Origin of the sequence: Herbaspirillum huttiense, assembly GCF_047300815.1 — a bacterium.
In the GTDB taxonomy this organism is placed as follows: Bacteria; Pseudomonadota; Gammaproteobacteria; order Burkholderiales; family Burkholderiaceae_D; genus Herbaspirillum; species Herbaspirillum huttiense_A.
Window position 1 is genome coordinate 337,725 of the sequence record NZ_CP178609.1, and the last position, 20,720, is coordinate 358,444.

18 protein-coding genes and 1 pseudogene are annotated in these 20,720 nt (G+C 54.7%); 12 read left to right on the top strand and 7 right to left on the bottom strand.

Going from position 1 to position 20,720, the window contains the following annotated elements:
* Positions 1-28: 28 nt before the first annotated feature.
* The 3 genes and pseudogenes from ACLRDN_RS26970 to ACLRDN_RS26980 form a co-directional block, all read right to left on the bottom strand.
* Positions 29-364: a PepSY domain-containing protein gene (locus tag ACLRDN_RS26970; RefSeq protein WP_050470036.1), complete on the bottom strand. Its 336-nt coding sequence runs from the start codon at positions 362-364 to the stop codon at positions 29-31.
* A 143-nt stretch (positions 365-507) separates the two neighbouring features.
* A pseudogene (locus ACLRDN_RS26975) lies at positions 508-873 on the bottom strand (chromate transporter); the annotation flags it as partial.
* Positions 870-1,829, bottom strand: coding sequence for a chromate resistance protein ChrB domain-containing protein (locus ACLRDN_RS26980; RefSeq protein WP_050470039.1), 960 nt, complete (start codon positions 1,827-1,829; stop codon positions 870-872). The pseudogene ACLRDN_RS26975 and the gene ACLRDN_RS26980, both read right to left, overlap by 4 nt.
* A gap of 112 nt (positions 1,830-1,941) precedes the next feature.
* Here ACLRDN_RS26980 and ACLRDN_RS26985 point away from each other — a divergent pair, with 112 nt between their 5' ends.
* From ACLRDN_RS26985 to ACLRDN_RS26995, 3 genes are read left to right on the top strand one after another with little or no spacing between them, the layout of a single operon-like run.
* Positions 1,942-2,211 carry a metal-sensing transcriptional repressor gene (locus ACLRDN_RS26985; RefSeq protein WP_050470040.1) on the top strand — a complete coding sequence of 90 codons (270 nt, stop codon included), beginning with the start codon at positions 1,942-1,944 and terminating at the stop codon, positions 2,209-2,211.
* 9 nt (positions 2,212-2,220) lie between these two features.
* On the top strand, positions 2,221-3,318 hold the full coding sequence (locus ACLRDN_RS26990) for a nickel/cobalt efflux transporter (RefSeq protein ID WP_050470042.1): 1,098 nt from the start codon (positions 2,221-2,223) through the stop codon (positions 3,316-3,318).
* Between the two features lie 13 nt (positions 3,319-3,331).
* Positions 3,332-4,636: an MFS transporter gene (locus tag ACLRDN_RS26995; protein WP_050470046.1), complete on the top strand. Its 1,305-nt coding sequence runs from the start codon at positions 3,332-3,334 to the stop codon at positions 4,634-4,636.
* A 221-nt stretch (positions 4,637-4,857) separates the two neighbouring features.
* On the opposite strand, the gene ACLRDN_RS27000 is transcribed toward ACLRDN_RS26995, so the two are convergent.
* Positions 4,858-5,040 carry a hypothetical protein gene (locus ACLRDN_RS27000; protein ID WP_050470049.1) on the bottom strand — a complete coding sequence of 61 codons (183 nt, stop codon included), beginning with the start codon at positions 5,038-5,040 and terminating at the stop codon, positions 4,858-4,860.
* Between the two features lie 324 nt (positions 5,041-5,364).
* Here ACLRDN_RS27000 and ACLRDN_RS27005 point away from each other — a divergent pair, with 324 nt between their 5' ends.
* The 8 genes from ACLRDN_RS27005 (at position 5,365) to ACLRDN_RS27040 (ending at position 14,932) form a co-directional block, all read left to right on the top strand.
* Positions 5,365-6,468 carry an efflux RND transporter periplasmic adaptor subunit gene (locus tag ACLRDN_RS27005; protein WP_050470050.1) on the top strand — a complete coding sequence of 368 codons (1,104 nt, stop codon included), beginning with the start codon at positions 5,365-5,367 and terminating at the stop codon, positions 6,466-6,468.
* Positions 6,468-9,563 (top strand): efflux RND transporter permease subunit, encoded by a 3,096-nt coding sequence (locus ACLRDN_RS27010; protein ID WP_061286720.1) that lies wholly within the window; start codon positions 6,468-6,470, stop codon positions 9,561-9,563. The genes ACLRDN_RS27005 and ACLRDN_RS27010 overlap by 1 nt, the downstream gene beginning before the upstream one ends.
* Complete coding sequence (locus ACLRDN_RS27015) at positions 9,556-9,858, top strand: DUF3240 family protein (RefSeq protein ID WP_050470052.1); 303 nt, start codon at positions 9,556-9,558, stop codon at positions 9,856-9,858. Before ACLRDN_RS27010 ends, ACLRDN_RS27015 begins: the two co-directional genes overlap by 8 nt.
* On the top strand, positions 9,855-11,096 hold the full coding sequence (locus ACLRDN_RS27020; protein ID WP_050470053.1) for a TolC family protein: 1,242 nt from the start codon (positions 9,855-9,857) through the stop codon (positions 11,094-11,096). The genes ACLRDN_RS27015 and ACLRDN_RS27020 overlap by 4 nt, the downstream gene beginning before the upstream one ends.
* Before the next feature lie 70 nt (positions 11,097-11,166).
* Complete coding sequence (locus ACLRDN_RS27025; RefSeq protein WP_050470055.1) at positions 11,167-12,123, top strand: hypothetical protein; 957 nt, start codon at positions 11,167-11,169, stop codon at positions 12,121-12,123.
* A 379-nt stretch (positions 12,124-12,502) separates the two neighbouring features.
* Complete coding sequence (locus tag ACLRDN_RS27030; RefSeq protein WP_413460494.1) at positions 12,503-12,994, top strand: hypothetical protein; 492 nt, start codon at positions 12,503-12,505, stop codon at positions 12,992-12,994.
* A gap of 77 nt (positions 12,995-13,071) precedes the next feature.
* On the top strand, positions 13,072-14,148 hold the full coding sequence (locus ACLRDN_RS27035) for an AAA family ATPase (protein ID WP_413460495.1): 1,077 nt from the start codon (positions 13,072-13,074) through the stop codon (positions 14,146-14,148).
* Positions 14,141-14,932: an HNH endonuclease gene (locus ACLRDN_RS27040; RefSeq protein WP_413460496.1), complete on the top strand. Its 792-nt coding sequence runs from the start codon at positions 14,141-14,143 to the stop codon at positions 14,930-14,932. Before ACLRDN_RS27035 ends, ACLRDN_RS27040 begins: the two co-directional genes overlap by 8 nt.
* Positions 14,933-15,875: 943 nt before the next feature.
* Here the strand turns inward: ACLRDN_RS27040 and glxR are convergent.
* The 3 genes from glxR to gcl form a co-directional block, all read right to left on the bottom strand.
* Positions 15,876-16,733, bottom strand: coding sequence for a 2-hydroxy-3-oxopropionate reductase (gene glxR / locus ACLRDN_RS27045; RefSeq protein ID WP_413460842.1), 858 nt, complete (start codon positions 16,731-16,733; stop codon positions 15,876-15,878).
* 84 nt (positions 16,734-16,817) lie between these two features.
* Entirely contained in the window at positions 16,818-17,594 is a 777-nt protein-coding gene (gene hyi / locus ACLRDN_RS27050) for a hydroxypyruvate isomerase (RefSeq protein ID WP_413460497.1), read from the bottom strand.
* 79 nt (positions 17,595-17,673) lie between these two features.
* Positions 17,674-19,464, bottom strand: a complete 1,791-nt coding sequence (gene gcl / locus ACLRDN_RS27055; protein ID WP_413460498.1) for a glyoxylate carboligase — start codon at positions 19,462-19,464, stop codon at positions 17,674-17,676.
* A 279-nt stretch (positions 19,465-19,743) separates the two neighbouring features.
* On the opposite strand from gcl, the gene ACLRDN_RS27060 reads away from it, so the two are divergent.
* Complete coding sequence (locus ACLRDN_RS27060; RefSeq protein ID WP_413460499.1) at positions 19,744-20,643, top strand: LysR substrate-binding domain-containing protein; 900 nt, start codon at positions 19,744-19,746, stop codon at positions 20,641-20,643.
* Positions 20,644-20,720 lie beyond the last annotated feature (77 nt).

Consider the following 20,720-nt stretch of genomic DNA (forward strand, 5'->3'; position numbering starts at 1 on the left):
TGGGCGATCCAGCCATGCTGTCGGGAATTCAGTCACGCTTGTCGTGGTCGTCATCGTGATCCGCCTTGTCCTCGGCGGACGAGATGACCGTGCCCTTGTTGGCATCGACCCGGACATCGAAGACCTTGGCCCCGCTGACGACTTCGACGTCATAGACCCAGCCTTGCTTCGAGTTCTCGTACTCGGCGCGTGACGCCTTGCCATTGGCGTGCTGCTCGGCAACGGTGACCGCCTGAGTGAGCGGAATCTTGGCCTTGGCGATAGCCATTGCGTCGTTTCCCATACCGCCATTGGCGGCGTAGGCGACCGCGCCGGTTGTAGCGATGGCGACGGCTAGAAGGGAAAGTCTGGTGTAGCGGTACATGATGCTTCTCCAAAAGAGTGCAGGGATTTGCACAGTGGAGAAGGTACGCAGGCGGACTTAGCTCTCACTGAGCCGGGCCATCGTCCTTTGGGATGTCGGGCAACGGCTTAGCGTGCTTTATTTTCCGTTTTCTGAACCGACCCCCCATAGAACACAGCTTGCATCCAGCTAAGGCCGCCAAAATGCATGTAGGCCCAACCCAGCGCCACGACCATGAAGAACGACGGCAGAACGAAGGCGAGTCCGGCGATGGTGGCACCCCAGATGCGGTAGTGGACGTAGCCCAGGTAAATTTCCAGTTGGGCCGCTAGCGGCCCCGGTGCCAATTGCGCTAAGGCGAGCCCTTCCTTGTAGTCGGCATCGCTGATCCACTTGCGCTCTTCGACCAGGTCGCGGTGCATGTAGCCGACCAAGGCCACCGGGCCGCCAAATCCTAGGGTGCCCAGGCGCAGCATGTAGAGCGCCATTTGCCAGAGGGTGTACGGTATTTTTTCTGCGATGGCACTCATGGCGTTTCCTTGTTGCAATGAGCGTAGAGAGAATCGAGGATGGAACCGACTTCCGCCAAAAACGCATCATCGTCGGCCAAACGGGCACGCGCACCGGTCAGGATCGCTTCGAACCCGGCCGCTTCCGCCGGCGCCTCGCCACCGGCATCGAGCGCATGCACCAGGGCGGCCAGTTTGGCCATGCCTGGCGTCGAGGGGAGTTGGAAGCTGGCGACCAGCACTTCAAACGTCACCTTGTTACCAACGTGGGTGAACGTGGCGTCGTTAAAATCGAAGCCCAAGGCATCCACAGGGCAATTGGCAGGACTGTCCAGCCACAAAAAGGCCGCCTTGGAATCGATGAAGCGCTGGATCAGCCACGCGCTAGCCACCCGATCCACCCATAAATGGCGTCGCGTCGCCCAGGTACGCCTTTGGTAATCCTGAATTTGCAAGTAGGGAATGTCCCGTTCTTGCGGCTGCGGCTCGCCAGGCGACAAGATCGCATCGGCCTTCTCGGCGAAATCGGCCCAGGCAGCATTGGCGGCCAGGGCCGCTTCATTGGGGAAAAAATCGATGCGCTCGATCGCTTCACGTTCCTTGGCCAGCTTCTTGAGCGTCTTGGCGATATCCGCCGTGGCTTGCGACATCAGCGACTTCTTGGCCTCCACCACCATTTCCAGAAATTCGCCATATTCCTTGGCACGATCAAACCGTGCCAGGAAGGCCTGTTCATCGTCTGCGTTCCGGGGAACCACCTTCACTAGCCAGGCTTCGCCGCCTTCGGCATTGGTTTGGTCGACCAGTTCGGCCAAGGTGTCGGCATGCCCGGGGCGTTCGGGAAGGAGATAGGCGCCGTCGCGCAACGGGACGCACCCCAGGGCCTTGATGGCCCGCCAAAGGCGCATGCGGGCGGTGGCGCCGGTGGTGGGAAGGCTGGCAATGAGGAGGTGCCAGTGTGTCGATGTAGTATTCATGTATAAAACTCTACACCATGTAACGAAAATTACAAAGTTAACTTTAAGGGCATTGCTATCGTGCTGATTAGCAATCGTGATATCCTATCCCCCCCGATAGGATAAATATGCGATGAGCACCCACGCCTCCCATTCCGACATCATCAAACGCCTGAAGCGGGCCGAAGGCCATCTGCGCAGCATTATTGCCATGATGGAAACAGGACGCAGTTGCCTGGATGTCGCCCAGCAGTTGCAGGCCGTCGAAAGCGCTGTCGGCAATGCCAAGCGCACTCTGATCCACGACCACATCAGCCATTGCCTGGATCACGCCATGCAGTCAGACGGCCAGGACGCCGCCGAGGCGGTACGCGAATTCAAAGAAATCACCAAATACCTCTGAGGCACCTCCATGATCGATATCGCAGGCCTGCTCCAGCAAGGCGCCGGCAACATCTGGCTGTTCATCCCCAGCGCTATTCTCCTGGGCGCGCTGCACGGCCTGGAACCAGGGCACTCCAAAACCATGATGGCTGCTTTCATTGTGGCCATTCGCGGCACCGTCTCGCAGGCGGTGCTGTTGGGCATCTCTGCCACGCTGTCGCATACGGCCGTGGTGTGGCTGGTCGCCTTAGCCGGCATGTACTTCGGCAGTCAGTGGAGCGCGGAATCGTCGGAGCCTTACTTCCAGGTCGCCTCCGGCGTACTGATCATCGGCGTGGCGCTTTGGATGGCGTACCGAACTTGGCAGCAGGCACGTGAAGAGGTGCATGGCCATCATCACGACGAGACCAAGTGGATCAATACCGGCCATGGCATGCTGCGTGTCGATATCTTCGAAGAGAATGTGCCGCCGCGCTTCCGGTTATCGACCGAGCACGGCATGCATCGCTGGCCAGCCGCTGGCGTCGAGATTCACACAACTCGCCCAGATGGCACCGAACAGACCTTCAAGTTTGTCGACAAGGGAGCATTTCTGGAGTCGATCGATGAGATTCCCGAGCCGCATGAGTTCAAAGCACAAGTGTTTCTGTCGCACGGCGGTCACTTCCACATTTATGACGTCCAATATGAAGAGCATCACCACCACGATCATGGCGATGATGGACTGGACGTATCGGATGGGACGTACCAGGATGCTCACGAGCAAGCCCACGCGAACGACATCAAGCGGCGGTTCGCTAATAGGGACATCAGCACCGGCCAGATCGTCATGTTCGGCCTGACCGGCGGCCTGATCCCGTGTCCGGCGGCTATTACCGTGCTGCTGCTGTGCCTACAGCTGAAGAAGGTTTCCTTGGGCGCAGGCCTGGTGCTGTGCTTCAGTATCGGTCTGGCGCTGACCATGGTGGCCTCGGGTATCGTGGCAGCCCTGAGCATCCGTCATGTCAGCAAGCGCTGGTCGGGTTTCGGTACATTTGCCCGCAAGGCGCCTTACTTCTCCAGCGCAGTCATTATTATGGTGGGCTTGTATGTGTTCTATCACGGCTGGATTGCACTGCCGGCTTAAAGAAGGAAATACCATGTTTTCCGTATTTCGAAACCGCAGTTACCGCCACTTATTCTTGGCGCAAGTGATTGCGCTGGTGGGTACGGGACTTGCCACAGTTGCGTTGGGCTTGTTGGCTTTTGACCTCGCAGGAGATAAAGCCGGCACGGTACTCGGGACTGCATTGGCGATCAAGATGATCGCCTACATTGGCGTGGCGCCGATCGCGTCCGCGTTTTCCGAACGCCTGCCGCGACGCACTACCTTGGTGACCCTTGATCTCATTCGCGCCGCTGTGGCCATTTCGCTGCCATTCGTTACACAGATTTGGCAGATATACATCCTGATCTTTGTGCTCCAGTCGGCATCGGCTGCCTTCACTCCGACTTTCCAGGCCACCATTCCTGATGTGTTGCCGGAGGAGGACGAATACACCAAGGCCTTGTCACTGTCGCGCCTGGCCTATGACTTGGAAAGTGTCGTCAGTCCGATGCTAGCGGCTGCACTAGTGAGCGTGATCAGTTTTCACATGTTGTTTGCGGGAACTTCAATCGGATTCATCGGATCCGCTTTGCTAGTGGTCTCCGTCGTGTTGCCAAAAGCAAAGCTATCACCACCCCGCGGCATCTACGATCGCACGACCAAGGGCCTCCGGACTTACCTGGCTACGCCCCGATTGCGTGGCCTTCTGGCACTCAATCTAGCTGTTGCTGCGGCGAGCGCGATGGTGATTGTCAACACCGTGGTGTACGTCCAGGCCAGGTTCGGGTTGACGCAGACGCAAACTGCTTGGGCTCTCGCCGCTTTTGGTGGAGGCTCGATGGCGGCCGCTTTTATCTTGCCGGGCCTCCTAAAAAGCATTTCTGATCGTACTGCGATGTTATCCGGTGCTTCGGTACTGATAATCGGCCTATTCGCGGGTAGTACAGTAGACTCGTATCATTGGATGCTAGTACTGTGGGGGTTGCTGGGTATCGGTTACTCCTTGACGCAGACACCGTCCGGGCGACTGTTACGTCGATCCTCGTCAGCGGAAGATCGGCCGTCTCTGTTTGCCGCGCAATTCGCACTGTCGCACGCTTGCTGGCTAGTTACTTATCCGGTTGCGGGCTGGCTCGGAGCGCGTATCGGCTTGTCGCTAACATTTGTCGTCCTTGGTTTGATTGCCCTAGTGGCTGTAATTGCCGCTGCAAAACTATGGCCCGCTGTTGATCCTGAGCAAATAGAGCACGAGCATGCAGATTTAGATGAAGAGCATGTGCATCTCGCTGGGGGCGGAAAGCGTCATTGCCACCATTACGTCATCGATGACTATCATCGTGACTGGCCTCATCCATGACATGGCTCAAGATAATCGCTTATATCACCATTGTGCTGGTGCTATGCTTCAGCCTGTATTTTTTGTTGCAATACATCCTAATGGATTAAATTAAGGATGTTTTCTACCCCTGATAACGGTTGAGAACTAGCAGGCCTTAACGGATAATTTGAAATATTCAGCACTTAAAATGTGCTTTATCCAATTTTATGAAAAGAACCATCTGCCGACGTGTTGCTTTACTAATGCTCGCGATTTTTATTGCGAACATTGGCATTGCGCACTTGCGCACGCAATGGCTTCATCATGATCTGGATCACACCCTGAATGGGAAACTTGTTTCCTTGATGGATCAGCATGCCGACGAAGATGATCATGGCATTCTCACCGGCGCAGAACATCAATTGCTGCATGCTGCGGATCACGGGCAGCCCCTTCCTGCCTCCATGTCTGCGACACTGCAGGTATGGGCGTTAGCTACCATCCTGATCTTTTCCTTACTGGCTTCCCGTGTTCCGGAGTCGGTATTTCCTGCGCCATTCCGGCCCCCTCGACGTTCGTCGATCTAATTCCTTCGCCATTTTTTTGCGTCAGTAATCCTGGCGACTTGGAGTGACCCGCCGTTCGGGGGCTGTCTTCGTCAGCTCGGCCATCGCTGCATCGCGTCTCAACATTTCTCGCAGTGAACTAATCCGTCTGCCTCTGGGCTGCCTTGTGTTGCCCGGACGGATGGAGATCAGGACATCCATATGAAAACACCTGCTTTCGTCGGGCGACTTGCTCTTGCCATTCTCATCTTCCAAGCATTGTCGGCCCATGCAGCCGACAGGCCAAAATCATTCTCCATCACCGATCAACAGATTAAGGCACTGGGTATTCAGCTCGTGCGGCTCGATCAGCAATCCGAAGCGCTGGCAGTACAGTATCCCGCCCAAATCACCGTGCCGCCTGATCGCGAGCAAATCATTAGTTCTCCGCTGGCCGGCATGGTATCGCAGATTCTTGTACGTCATAACGAGACCGTGAAGCAAGGTGCGCCGCTACTGCGCGTCGTGAGTCCGGACTTTAGTCAGTTGCAGATGCAGTTGATGACAGCGAATGCAAAGTACAGCCTGGCCGCGCAAAATGCTCAGCGAGAGAAGGCGCTCTTTGATGAAGGCATCATTGCCCAGCGCCGGGTGCAGGAGTCGCAAGCCGCGCTGCAGGAGAGTGAGGCGGCCCTGTTCCAGGTCAAAGCAGCTCTCCGTATGGCAGGTTTTATGGACAGGCTGGGCACCGCCGGCACGGTCGAGGATGGTTTCATTCTACGCGCCGCCAAGGGCGGTATCGTGACTGATATCGAGGTCAAACTTGGGCAGCGTGTTGATGCCAGTACGCCGCTGATGCGCCTGACACAGGCTGACGTATTGACAGCAGATATCCATGTTTCTGCTTCGGATGCAGCCACTTGGCGTGCCGGGACGCCGGTGAAGGTCAAAGGCATCAATGTCAAGGGCAAACTCCTTAGCGTTGGCACCAGCGTGGCCGCGGGCAGCCAGAGCGTGACCTTGCGCGCCTCTCTGGAGGGCGGCCAGGGAGCGCTGCTGCCCGGCCAATTCGTGACCATGGAGCTGATGCCTGAGAAAACACCCGGTAGCTGGGATGTTCCGCTATCCGCCATCGCGTACGACGGGGATTATGCGGTTGTCTTCGTGCGCACGGCAAAAGGATTCGACGCCCGTCCGGTTAAGGTGCAAGCTAGCGCAGCTCAGCGTCTGCGTATCCTGGGCGCGCTGCAACCCAATGAAAAAATTGCCACTAGCGGCATCGTTGCCCTGAAAGGCGCGTGGTTGGATGACAAGGGAGGGAAATAATGCTCGCCCGACTTATCCAGTTCTCCCTATCCCAGCGACTGTTCGTGTTGCTAGGGGCACTTATGCTTGCCGGAGCCGGATGGTTTGCGTTCACCCAACTGCCGATCGATGCATTCCCCGATGTATCCAGTACGCAGGTCAAGGTAATCATGAAAGCGCCCGGCATGACCCCCGAAGAGGTCGAGAGCCGTATTGCAGTACCGATCGAGGTGGAAATGCTTGGCATTCCCAAGACCAAGATCCTGCGCTCGGTGACCAAGTACGGACTGGTCGATGTCACGATCGACTTCGAAGATGGAACCGACCGCTATTGGGCACGCCAGCAGGTTAACGAGCGCCTTGCCGGGATCGCAGAGTTGCTTCCTCAGGGAATCAGCGGCGGCATGGCCCCCGTGACAACACCATTAGGTGAAATGTTTATGTTCACCATCGAAGCGGATGGAATGAGTCTGGCGGACAAGCGCAGTTTGCTCGATTGGGTAATTCGTCCCGCGTTGCGTACGGTCCCAGGCGTAGCGGATGTAAATTCATTGGGTGGAATGGTCCGTTCGTTCGAGATCATCCCCGATCCACTCAAACTTGCCAGCGCCGGTATCACGATGGCGCAACTGAAAGATGCATTGCGCAGTAATAACATGAATGATGGTGCCGGACGCCTGTCTGAAGGTGGCGAGGTTCTCCTGGTCCGAACCGAAGGCAGTATCCAGAATCTGGATGACCTGCGTTCCGTTGTCGTCACCGTTAAGGACCGCTCGCCCGTGCGTGTCGGTTCATTGGCCGAAGTTCGTGTCGGAACGATGACACGCAATGGTGTGGTCACCAAGAGCGGACAAGGCGAGGCGGTGCAAGGGCTGGTATTGGGGTTGGCCGGCGCCAATGCACAAAAGGTAGTCGAAGGAGTCAAAAAGAAGCTTGAAGAGATCCAGTCGACTTTACCCAAAGGGGTAACGCTCGATGTCTTTTATGATCGGGCCTCGTTGGTTGATAAGGCGGTAGGTGCGGTTTCTCGTGCACTGCTGGAAGCGACCATTTTGGTTCTGGTACTGCTCGGACTGTTCCTCGGCAACGTGCGGGCAGCAGTAACCGTCGCTTTAGTACTACCGCTCGCGGCTCTTATCACATTCATCCTCATGCGCAGCTTTGACATGTCGGCCAACCTTATGAGCCTGGGAGGGCTGACGATTGCGATCGGTATGCTGGTGGATGCAGCAGTGGTGGTAACTGAAAACATCGTGCAGCGGCTGGCCGACGACAAGAGTGACGGAAAACTTCCCAGATTGCATATCGTATATCGGGCCGTAAAGGAAGTTGCAGTGCCCGTGACATCTGGAATCCTGATCATCATCACCGTATTTTTGCCGTTGCTGACTTTGCAGGATCTGGAGGGCAAGTTTTTCGCGCCGGTGGCAATGGCTATCGTTTTCGCGTTGGCCGGCTCCCTGCTGCTTTCCTTCACCGTCATTCCCGTCATCGCATCTTATCTCATCAAGAATGTCAGCCATGAAGAACCTTGGCTGCCGCGTAAGCTGCTGCAAGCATATTCCCCTTTGCTTGAATGGGTACTTAGACATCAGCGGGTGGTATCGATTGGCGCAGTCCTGATGTTGGCGCTGGCTGGCGTGCTCTACACGCAGGTAGGCAAGACATTCATGCCGACCATGGATGAGGGGAGCTTGATTGTCGGCATTGAAAAACTCCCCTCCGTGAGCCTGGAGGAAAGCGCAGCAATTGACTTGAAGATTCATCAGGCACTGATGAAAGAGATCCCGGAGGTGACGGGAGTGGTGGCGCGCGCCGGTTCCGATGAGATTGGCTTGGATCCAATGGGTCTTAATCAGACCGACACTTATCTGCTGCTTAAGCCGCAGAGTGAGTGGCGCATGAAGACAAAGGACGAGTTGCTGGCAGAAATTCGCAAGGTCCTGGATACCCTGCCTGGCATCTCTTACAGTTTTACCCAGCCTATCGAAATGCGCGTCTCCGAGATGATCATTGGCGTACGGGGCGACATTGCGGTCAAAATATTCGGCCCCGACCTTGAACAGCTCAACTCATACGCGACCCAGGTTGAACAAGTGCTCAAGACCATCTCCGGCAATCAGGACGTATATACGGTTCAAAACGATGGGGTGCAATACATGCGGGTGATCGTCGACCGTATGCAGGCAGGCCGCTTGGGCCTCTCGGTGGAAGACGTCCAGGATGCGCTGCGGGTGCAGATCGAGGGCCAGCAGACAGGCACGGTGATCGAAGGCAACCGTCGTACCCCCATCCTGTTACGTGCTTCTGAATCGATTCGGCTGTCACCTGCCGAGTTTTCGGCAGTTCGTATCACTGGAAAAGATGGTATGACGGTTCCTCTGTCCAGTATTGCGACTCTGGAGCGCGCGGCTGGACCAGTCAAAATCGACCGGGAGATGGGTAGCCGCTACAGTGTTGTTATCGCCAACGTCAGCGGCCGCGACCTGGTGGGCTTCGTGCAAGAAGCGCAAGCCAAAGTGGCGCAGAAGCTGAAATTGCCAACCGGCTATCGTATGAGCTGGGGTGGGCAGTTTGAAAACCAGCAACGTGCTGCGGCCCGTTTGGGCGTAGTAGTGCCCATTTCGCTGGGATTGATCTTCGTACTGCTGTTTGCCACTTTCGGGTCGATCAGGCAGGCACTGCTTATTCTCAGCATCATTCCGTTCGCGCTTGTGGGTGGCATCGTGGCCTTGTGGCTGACCGGTGAGTACCTGTCTGTTCCTGCTTCGGTGGGCTTCATCGCCTTACTCGGGATTACGGTGCTCAACGGTGTCGTTCTCGTGGGCTATTTCAATCAGCTGCGACATGAGGGAATGCCGTTGCGCGAAGTCGTAGTCACCGGTGCCAAGCGACGTTTGCGGCCTGTGATGATGACCGCGTCCATCACGGCGTTTGGCCTGATTCCGCTGCTGTTCGCAAGCGGTCCCGGATCCGAGATCCAGCGCCCGCTGGCCATCGTGGTCATTGGTGGCCTAATTACTGCAACCGCATTGACCCTGATGCTATTGCCTATCCTCTATCTTAAGTTCGCTGGCGCCGACAAAGAACCCAGCCAGGAGATCAAGCATGTCTGATTCCATCATCACTATCTTATGTCCACGCAATCTTGAAGAGCAATTGCTGGATTCATTGCTCGTCGCGCCTGACGTCGCTGTGTTTACCAGCGTAACCGTGGCAGCACACGGGGTTGAGCGGGAACGCCTGTCCGCGTCCGAACAAGTTCTGGGGCGTGCGGTCATGACGCAAGTTCAAATCCTCTGCACTGAGCAAGCCAAAGATAAGTTGCTCTCCGGTCTGAAAAACACATTTGCTCGTTCGGGGCTGCGCTACTGGGTGACGGCCGTGTTCGAACAAGGAGAATTTGCATGAATCTTCGTAGCACTTTACTGACAGCGCTCTTTCTGCCGTTGTTCGCGCAAGCCCAAAGCTCCCCCGGCATACCGGACGGTCCGATCCCGGCGCTGGTTGCGCGCCCCCTGTTGGAACAGGATCCCTCCGTTGCTGCTGCGCGGGCCACGCTGGATGCGGCACGTCGAGAATCCAATATTCTTGACGCATCGCCCTATGAATGGACGGCGCGCGCTACCGGCCAGCGCCGTCGTGTCGAAAACGAAGCGAACTCGAATGAGTGGAACGTCGCTCTGGAGCGCACGATCCGCCTGCCCGCCAAGGCGTCGGCAGACCGCAAACTTGGTCAGGCGACGGTGGATGAAGCCGAGGCGCGCTACGGCGAAGCCATGCACGAGGCTGCGCGCGATCTACTGGAGTTATGGATGGCCTGGTTGCAGGCCAATGCCAACTATGAACTCAGCAAGAGCATGCAGCAGTTTGCGGTAGAAAATCTTTCTGCCGTACAGAAGCGTGCGAAAGCCGGTGATGCCGCCAAGCTCGATGTGAGCCTGGCGCAGTCCGAGTTGGCGGAACAGCGTCGACAGACCAACGAAGCCAAGCTTGGTGCTTCATTGACATGGACACAACTGCATAGCCGCTTCCCAGGTTTTGATGGACAGTTCTCCAATTTCCCCAACATCTCCGCGCTGGCGCAGGATTCTGGTTATTTACAAGCCCGAATTCGCGAGCAAAGTGACCGGTTTAAGGCTGCCGAGGCCGCATGGCGAAGCGCAGATGCACAAGCACAGCGCAGCAGAGCCGAACGGACGCCAGACCCCACTCTTGGGGTCTTCAGTGGATCCGAGGCGCGCGGCAGGGAGCGACTCGTCGGCGTATCGATCAGCATCCCGATCCCGAGTGGGTCCCGCAGCGAGAGGGCTATCCAAGCGACGCATGTGGCGGAGGCCAAACGCCAGGAACTTGAGGCTATTCGGAGGCAGATCGGCGCCGAAATCGATTCATCGATCATCACTGTGCAAAGCAACTACGATGGCATGCTACTGGCAGAGGAAAGCGCGAACTCCATGCGTGAGAACGCGCGTCTGATGCAGCGAGCCTACTTGTTGGGTGAGGGCGATTTGCAAGGATTGTTGCTTACCCAACGCCAAGCCGCCACTGCCCAGCAAGGGGCATTGGGAGCCAAGACTTCGGCGATCAGGAGTTATTACCAACTATTGATTGACTCTCATCTGATCTGGGGGCTGGAACAGAACTGACCTGAGCGCCGCCGGCTGATCGATGGAATGCTTGGCAGACGGCCCGGGATATGTATGTTCACGTCTATAGATGATGAAGACGCCCCAAGATATCGTCCGCTGGTTGGCAACCAGACCCAAACTGATGGATCTCTGTAATGAGTTTCCAGAACAATGGGAAATCGCCCAGCAGCAATTGAACGAAGTGATTACAACAGGCAGTCCCGAGGATTTGAGGCGACTGACAGAGAATCCGCCCGAGTGGCCACGGCATCGTAAGGGTTTTCGGCAAGAGGTGCTAACAAAGGCCATGTGGGAGGCGACATACAGGCAGGTTCGATATCAGATGATTTGCTTGGCCGTGAAGGACTGCAGTTTGTCGTTGGCAAGCGGAAATGCCAGAGGAAAAGTGCGCTTCAACTTCTGGAACGGGGGGCTTGCTCAGTGGCTGCTATTCTCCCGCGGGTTGGAACGGAAGATGGTCAGCTTGCGACTATTCAGGCTGATCTGGCCCTTGTTGGGCCAGCGGGAGCTTCTGATGCCGTTGGTATCGTCTAAGGGGATTTACTGTTTTTACAGTCGCGATTTCGTCAGGACTCTTGCAAAGCTGATCGGCCCTAGAAAAACGCTGGAAATAGGTGCGGGCGACGGAACTCTGACACGCTTCTTAAAGGGATGTGGAGTGAAGGTTACCGCAACCGATGATTACAGTTGGGGCCACCGGATAAAGTATCCCTCTGACGTAGTGAAATGCGATGCGGTCTCTGCCCTTGAGCGGTATGCGCCAGAAGTCGTAGTGTGTTCGTGGCCCCCGGCAGAAAATCCGTTTGAGCATCATATTTTTCAGACATCCAGCGTACAGCTCTACATCATGATCGGAAGCCAGTATCAAGTGGCGAGTGGAAGTTGGGGAGCCTATTCTGAACAAGAGAACTTTGAGATGGTGGAGGCAGCAGAATTAGCGAAAATGCTGATCCCCCCTGAGTTGGGATCTGCGGTCTACTTATTCACTCGGATAAAAAGTGTGAAAAATGAAAGCAGAAAATGAATTCCTTCGATTTTCGGTGAGATCGCTTAAGTCGTGTGACGGAGTGCCCCAGTTCGGTGGGGTATGCGCGTCATCTTCAAGGTATTGATATGGGTGAGGTTAATGATGTCTATTCTGTCTAATTTACTTGAGGCCACCAAGGTGGTGCACGCCAGGCACAGCAAGATCGCCGCCTATGTCAGCGCACTCGTGGCGATTCCGATCTTGGTTGCTTGTTGTAGAGAAAAATTATAAATGGACAGCCCCCCTTATTAAATCAAGCACTTGGAAACACAATTTGCGCGCGAAAAACGGCTTTATATGTGGAATTCCTGTCCATTTATAATTTGTATGCTGAAAATGCATATTCCGGATGTTTCTGGACAGGTCTCAGTTGGACTTGGACATCAAAAATGGAATTAGCAAGCAAGACAGCCTGACGGCCAAGAGGACAGATCGACAACTGGAGGCACAGAAGTCCACTCTCGGCCAGAAGCAGGCATCCAGCAGTACTGAGTACATTGCTTCTAAAAAGGGGAAACTATTGGATATTGACCTTGAAACGTGGTTACTTGATGCTGGCGGCCTTGCTATTCAGAAAATGGCCGAACAGGGTGAAAGTGCTCTATCTGCACCTGAACGTGCTGTTCACTGGATGTGGTTAATCGACTATTCAGTCCGAAATGCAGGTTGTTTTGGGCCGTTAGAGGACATGGGCGCCAAAACGGCTCTCTCAGATTTGGCCCGTTTTGCGCAAGACGCAAAGCTTTCAGTGCTGCCATCGTGGCTGCAACTCTCTGACAATGAGGAAGCTTTCTGCAGCACTTATTATCAACACTTTGATAAGGCATGCGCAGAACTCAAAGGCTACTACGAGCGGACTAGCGCTTGAGTAGGCATCTAACGGCCAGGATCTGACAATTCTCCTCTCGGGTCACCAAGTATCTTAGATTCCTTAACAATAAAATCATGATAGTTCTAGACCGCAATACTCGCTCAAAAGATAACCTGTTTTTCTACATCATCGGAGATAACGGATCCGGGAAAAGTACTTTTTTGCAGAAATGCACGAAAAATTATGCCAACGATTTCGGCAAAATCATCGCTTTACCCTGCGGGATGATGGATCGATTTGACCCGAGATCGACCGGAAAGGTGCGCTACCTAGGCTATCGCTCCAAACAAAATGCAGTTTTTCTTACGACCTTAAATAAAAGTATTACGTTGCTGATATTAAGCTTGTTGAAGAACGGGAAAAAAAAGTTGATCGAAACCATCCTAGAAGACTTGCACATGGAGCTGTCGTTTTCTCCTGCCGCTACGATGTGGGACAAGCGTACCCCGCTGGGCCGCCGTGCAAATGAGGCTCAACGTACAACTGCAGAAGGCGCGATTAAGCGTTGTGAGGAAGTCGATTGGCGGGGGATTGCTGTTCACGATGCAGATATTTTGGAGCGGTGCCTGAGTCTCGATCTGCGGTTCTTCTGCAAGCTTGGCCCAAAAGGCAAGCCGGACCGCTATTTTCCAGAAGATTTGAGTTCGGGGTACGTACAAAAAATCCGGTTGCTGCTCACAGTGGCACAAGAGGCAGAAGACAATTGCCTGATCTTGATCGATGAGCCGGAGATCAGTCTGCATGTGACATGGCAGGCAGAGTTGCCCAAACTGTTTCGCTCAACCCTTTCGTCTCTAACAGGATGTGTATTGATAGTTGCAACACACTCGCCTGTGATCATTTCCAACACGACGCAAGAGCTAGACTTTATCTACACGATTCCAGACGGTGAAACCGTCACATCGCAGGAAATCCCATCGAATATCGAAGAACTTTTATTTAACCGGTTCCACTACCTTCCCTTGTCGAGCAGTATCGTGCCGGAGACATGCGCGAAGATTCTGCACAGCCTGACCCATGAAACAACCACATCAGTACAAGCACGCCAAGAACTGGAAAAATTCTATGCTAACGATCTGACGCCGCGTGACAAACTTTTTTTGGAAAAAGCGCTAGAAATTATCGATATCGCCGACGCTCACGATGAATAACCTAATCGACCTCCTCCCTGATCCGACCAAGGAAGACCTTAATGAAGCAGAGATCCTAGATACGCTTCGGTGGGAAACGATCTATGGCGATATTGCAACCGTAGATGCGTGGGCGTTCTTTTCGACTGGAGGAAAACTGCCAAAGATATCGCTGCCTAAAAAACCAACACCTAATCAGCTTGCCTACAAGAAAAGGGCCGACACGTTTTTCGAGACGCTGCAGAATGGCAACGAAAAATGTTTGAGTAAGACCAGAAATTTACTGCGCACGTATCTGACTGATCGCCAACGAGGTTTCTGCTGCTACTGCCGCCGACAACTATATCTGCATGGTATGGCCATCAACATCGATCATGTCCTACCCAAAACACCGGGGACCAAGTCGGCACTTGCGCAGAGCCATGCGCGTAAACTCTGTTTTGATGTTGAAAATCTAGCTGTCTGTTGCATTGACTGCAATGTTGCGAAAAGAACTGCACGGCATACTTTTCATCCCAACTTAGCTAATTATGCAGACTATATCTCGTATAAGATTCTCATTTCGCCAACGAGCAATGTCGTTGCTTACAAAAGATCAACGACGCTAGGTCAAACAAATATCGCTAACGAAATTTACCAGGTCTTTAAATTATGGCGGCTCGAGATACGGCAGGAACTTGCAGCGTTAGGCGGTGACGAGTTCTTCCGTTTAATTGAGGCGAGCATGGTTGCTGCGGGTGATGATGTCGAGTTACGGGGAAAACTGCTGGAATTGGCAGGCATACATATTGATCGTTTAGCCTGATTTTGGGAACGAGTGCGGTGGATATGGAGGGTTTCAGCCCAAATTCCTTCTCTGTCGATAACCAGCGGTCGTTGATGTCCCATAGCCTGCTCAGTGAAAATGAGTGAACCTTCATCCTCAGTGTCGAAATTGTCCAGAGACGCTGAAATTGCATCGGGCAACGGTGTCAGATAATTCCCGGCGCTGGCCCCGATGGCCAAACCTTGAGTGCCTGTGATGTCGTCGCGCGTAGAGTATTAAGGAGGCGTTCTGGGGAAAGTGTGGGGTGCCTATGTCCATATCAATTCGGCGTGACTGTCGATGGGCTGCATTTTCATCAAACTGGCGCGTTAAAACCTCATCTGGAGATTTGACTGAATATGTGCACTCGTCTTCCCCACCAAATTGCCTCTAAAAGCACTAGGTAGTTGCAATTCAAACGCCCCACCAGGCGCACTTCTACCCCACTATTGAATTGCTGGATAGGGCTGCAATCGGCCAATAACGGACTTCTACGCTTCGCTCCATCAAGCTAGCCGCCGCACTGTCCAGTTCAATCCGATTTGAGCACCCGACTCAAACCGAACTGAGTTCTCACGAGCGCTCCCGAAATATATACATTGAGATGTTCTACAACCAGATTCGCCGACATGCTTACGCTGGCATCTGTCGCTTATAGATTTTGAAAGCGCTTAAAGATCCGCAAGTATCTACTGAACCCCGGCCGGCCCATCATTCCCTGGCGTGTGCTTTTCGACCATCGGCACCGAGTCCCTCTCCCCTATACCGATTCCCCGGAAAATAAGGAAGAGCTGTAGCAAAGCTGGCCCCACTTCCGACGCCTTGCCGGCACAAATGACAATAATACGGCGGCCCTACGCAAGATCTCTGGATGCGAAAATATGGCGGAACGCCTGGGCCGCCTCGAACATGTGATGCAACAGAGCTGCGGGCGCGGACCTTTTCATGCCTTTTGACCGATCTCAAAGTTGGTAAGCTTCTCGAGGGCGCGCACCATCGCCGAGTGATCCCAGGCCTTTCCGCCATGTGCAGCGCAAGAATTGAAGAGCTCTTGCGCCGTGGCGGTGTTAGGCAACGAAACACCAAGTGCGCGCGCACTGGAGAGAGCCAGGTTGAGGTCCTTCTGATGCAATTCAATGCGAAAGCCAGGCTCGAACCTGCGGTTGATCATGCGCGGGCCATGAACTTCGAGGACCTTGCTGGACGCGAAGCCTCCCATCAGTGCCTCACGAACACGTTCCGGATCAGCGCCTGCGCGCGAAGCAAACAACAAAGCCTCTCCGACCGCTTCGATATTCAACGCCACGATGATCTGATTGGCGACTTTCGCAGTCTGGCCATCACCGTTGCCTCCGACTAGCGTGATGTTCTTTCCCATGAGATCAAACAGTGGCTTCACCCGTTCAAATACAGCCTCGTCACCGCCTACCATGATCGACAGTGTCGCGTTCCTTGCACCTACTTCGCCCCCAGAAACCGGGGCATCCAGATAGTCGCACTCGAGATCCCTGATATTTCTGGCAAAGCCTTTTGTCGCGATCGGCGAGATTGAACTCATGTCGACGACCGTCTTACCCTTTGTAAGGCCGGCGGCGATGCCGTTTGGCGAAAATAGCGCGGCCTCTACGTCGGGCGTATCCGGGACCATGATAAAAATGATGTCCGCACGTTCCGCGACGTCACGAGCGTTGAGGCATTGAATCGCAGGAGATTCCGCTATTTCCGATGGGATTTTTCCGTGGGTGTAGACGAATGCCTGATGGCCTGCCTTGACAAGATGACTTGCCATTGGCGCCCCCATAATGCCGAGGCCGACAAAGCCGATCTTGAGTTTTTGGAAAGTCGATCTCACGATTTTCTCCTTGGGATGAAATTTGAATGATGTTTAGATGAGCTGTTGGCGCCAGGTCAGACCTTCTTCAGTGGAGGACTTTGGCTTGTATTCACACCCGACCCAGCCGTTATATCCAAGACGGTCCAGCAAGGAGAACAGGAACGGGTAGTTGATTTCCCCTGTTCCAGGCTCATTACGGCCCGGATTGTCAGCCAGCTGGATATGGCGGATCAGATGCAGGTGTTTTTGCACAGTGGCAGCCAACTCTCCTTCCATGCGCTGCGCGTGGTAAATATCATACTGAAGGAAAGCGGTGCTCTCATCGACATCTCGCAGGATGCTTACCGCCTGCTCTGTGTGGCACAGATAGAAGTTCGGAATATCGAAGGTATTGACCGGTTCGACCAACAGATCCAGGCCGGCGCTTTTCAGCTCACGGGCGGCAAACCGAAGATTTTCGACAAGGGTGGTCCGCAAGACGTCATCCGCAATACCGGCAGGCGCCTTGCCTGCAAGGCAATTGAGCTGCTTGACGCCAAGGGCGGCAGCGTATTCGATCGCTTGCATCACGCCGGTGCGGAATTCGTCAATCCGGTTCGGCAGGCAGGCAATACCACGCTCGCCTGACTCCCAATCGCCTGCTGGCAAATTGTGCAGCACCAGCTCCAATCCATACGTATCGAGCCGGTCGCGAATCTGTCGCGCCGAAAATGCGTAAGGAAACAGGAATTCTACGGCGGTAAAACCGGCATTTGCGGCCAGTTCGAAACGGTCGAGGAAAGGCACTTCAGTGAAAAGCATCGTGAGATTCGCCGCAAAGCGTGGCATGTTTACCTCCTGAAAAGTGATGTCTAAGCCTGCGCCCTGCCATTGGCAAGGCACCCGCTGATAGGCGTTGGATCTACGTTTATTCGAGAAGGCCGGCTTCCTCGATCCCTTTCAAGCCGCCAGGATAACGACAGTCGATTTCCTCAAATTCAACGACATTGTCAATTTCAGTTCCCATCGCAATGTTGGTAACGCGCTCCAGGATCACTTCTACGACGACCGGCACGCGATGCTCCCGCGCCAGCGTTTGCGCAGTCCGCAACGCAGCTTGCAAATCCTCTGGATCAACAACACGAATCGCTTTGCATCCGAGACCGTGTACAACTTGCATGTGATCGACGCCATACCCCTGCAGCGCAGGATCAGTTACGTTCTGGTTTTCAAAAGCCAGCTGCACGCAATAGTCCATGCTGAATCCACGCTGTGCCTGGCGGATCAGCCCCAGGTAACTGTTATTGACAAGGACCTGAACGTACGGAATGTTGAACTGGGCGCCGACTGCGAGCTCCTCAATCATGAACTGAAAGTCATAATCGCCAGACAAGCCCACGACTGTCTTTGAAGGGTCTGCAGCGGCGACGCCCAGCGCAGCGGGAACGGTCCAGCCCAGCGGGCCCGCTTGTCCGCAATTGATCCACTGGCGCGGACCGAACACCTGAAGAAACTGGCCGCCAGCGATTTGCGACAGGCCGATGGTGGAGACAAACACCGTATCCCTGTCAAATGCTGCATTCATCTCTGCGTAGACACGCTGAGGCTTGATCGGGATATTGTCGAATGCAGTTTTTCTCTGCATCACCATTTTCCGTTGAGCGCAGCGCCCGGCCCAGTCCGTATACGTCTTCAGTTTTCCCGCAGCCTTGCGTTCACGTGCCACATCGACGAACAGGCGAAGTGCCGCAGCCGCATCCGAGACAATGCCCAGGTCGGGATTGAAGACGCGTCCAATCTGGGTGGGTTCGATATCCACATGCACGAACTTCCTGCCTTTGGTGTAGACCTCGACAGATCCGGTGTGGCGATTGGCCCAGCGATTTCCGATGCCAAGAACGAAATCGCTGGCTAACATCGTGGCATTGCCATACCTGTGGCTCGTCTGCAGGCCGCACATACCAGCCATCAAAGGGTGATCGTCCGGAATCGCTCCCCACCCCATCAATGTCGGGATCACAGGCACACCTGTGATGTCAGCAAATTCGACCAGCAATGCGGAGGCATCGGCGTTGATAATGCCGCCGCCGGCGACGATCACCGGCCTGGACGACTCGCCCAGCAGATCCAGCGCCTTTTCAATCTGCTTGCGCGTGGCTGCGGGCTTGTACACGGGCAGCGGCTCATAAGTATCGATGTCGAACTCGATATCCGCCATCTGCACGTCAAACGGCAGATCGATCAGCACTGGGCCAGGGCGGCCTGATCGCATCAGATGAAAAGCCTGCTGAAACGCTCGCGGCACCAGCGCTGGCTCACGCACAGTCACTGCCCACTTGGTGACAGGCTTGGCGATGGATTCGATATCGACGGCCTGGAAGTCTTCCTTGTACAGCCTTGCGCGTGGTGCTTGTCCGGTAACGCACAGTATGGGAATGCTGTCAGCACTTGCCGAGTAAAGGCCGGTGATCATATCGGTGCCGGCAGGGCCGCTTGTGCCTATGCAAAGGCCGATATTGCCGGCTTTGGCGCGCGTGTAGCCCTCGGCCATGTGCGAAGCGCCTTCGACATGGCGCGCCAATACATGAGCGATCGATTGCCGTTCACGCAATGCTGCATAGAACGGATTGATGGCGGCACCGGGAACGCCGAACGCTTGTGTGATGCCCTCTTTTTCCAGAACCAGCACTGCAGCCAGCACAGCCTTCATCTTTGCCATACGCCTCTCCTGCCGAATGAATATGTTGTAGTCAGAACGCATAATCCCAACTTCACCAGAGCTACGGAAGGCAGATCCATCGAATGACGTTTATTCCACGCAGGAATACGCGCTCCTTTCCTCTCCATCTCGTCAAAAAGAAAGATCCGCGAATCAGTTTCCCGAGGATCGCACTCACTAACAGATTCCTTGTTTATTCCAGATAGAGATGAGACGCTATAGTGCGAAAAAAATGATTTCACCTGCGCGGCTTAACCCGGACACCAGAGGATGCAAAAAATGGATCGAATCCAAGCGCTAAGACTATTCACCCGTGTCGTTGAACTAGGTTCATTCAGCAGGGCCGCCAGCGAATTGGGCATAGGTCAGCCGGCAACCACCAAGCAGGTTGCGCGGATGGAAAAAGAGTTGGACGCCAGGCTCTTGCATCGATCAACGCATGGCGTGACACCCACCGAAGTTGGAAGCGCCTACTACGAGAAATGCAAGCTCATTGTGAGTCTCGACGAAGAAGCGAGATCAGTTGCCAAATTAATGCAATCCCAGGTCCAGGGTGTTTTGCGCATCAGTGCATCTATCGCATTTGGCCGGCGCGTCTTGGCCCCCATGGTACTGGACTTCATGCGCACACATCCGCGATTGCAGATCGATCTTAGTTTTAACGATGGGTACGTGAACCTGGTCGAGCAAGGTGTGGATATTGCTATCCGCATGGGCCGCCTCAACGACTCCAGCCTCGGCGCAACCTATCTGGGCATCAGCCCCTGGATCGCTGTGGCAGCGCCGGGTTATCTGCAAAAACAGGGAATGCCCGAGCAGCCCGGCGACTTGTCGGCACACGACGCACTCGTGTACAGCACTGCGCATGGCGATTCCGTCTGGCGCTTTTCCGGACCTGAAAAGAAATCACTGGCTGTGCCGGTGAATGAACGCCTGCGTTCCAACAATCTGTCGGTGCTGATGTCTGCGGCACGCGATGGCTTTGGCGTGGCGGTGCTACCGCACTATGTCGCAAGCGACGGCTTGCGCACTGGCCAAATCGTTCCAATCCTGCCCGAATGGCGGCTGCCTGGCCAGGAGGTCCATGCAGTTTATCCATCTCCGCACATGATTCCGGCAAAAGTCGGGGAGCTCGTGGCATGGCTCAAAGGGCGCTTCACCGAAAACTGGTGGCAGTAGATATCCGAAATGGATTGATAAAATCGGTCCCTCAGGCACGAATGGCACCAGCTCAGCGCGATGGACATCGTATCGAC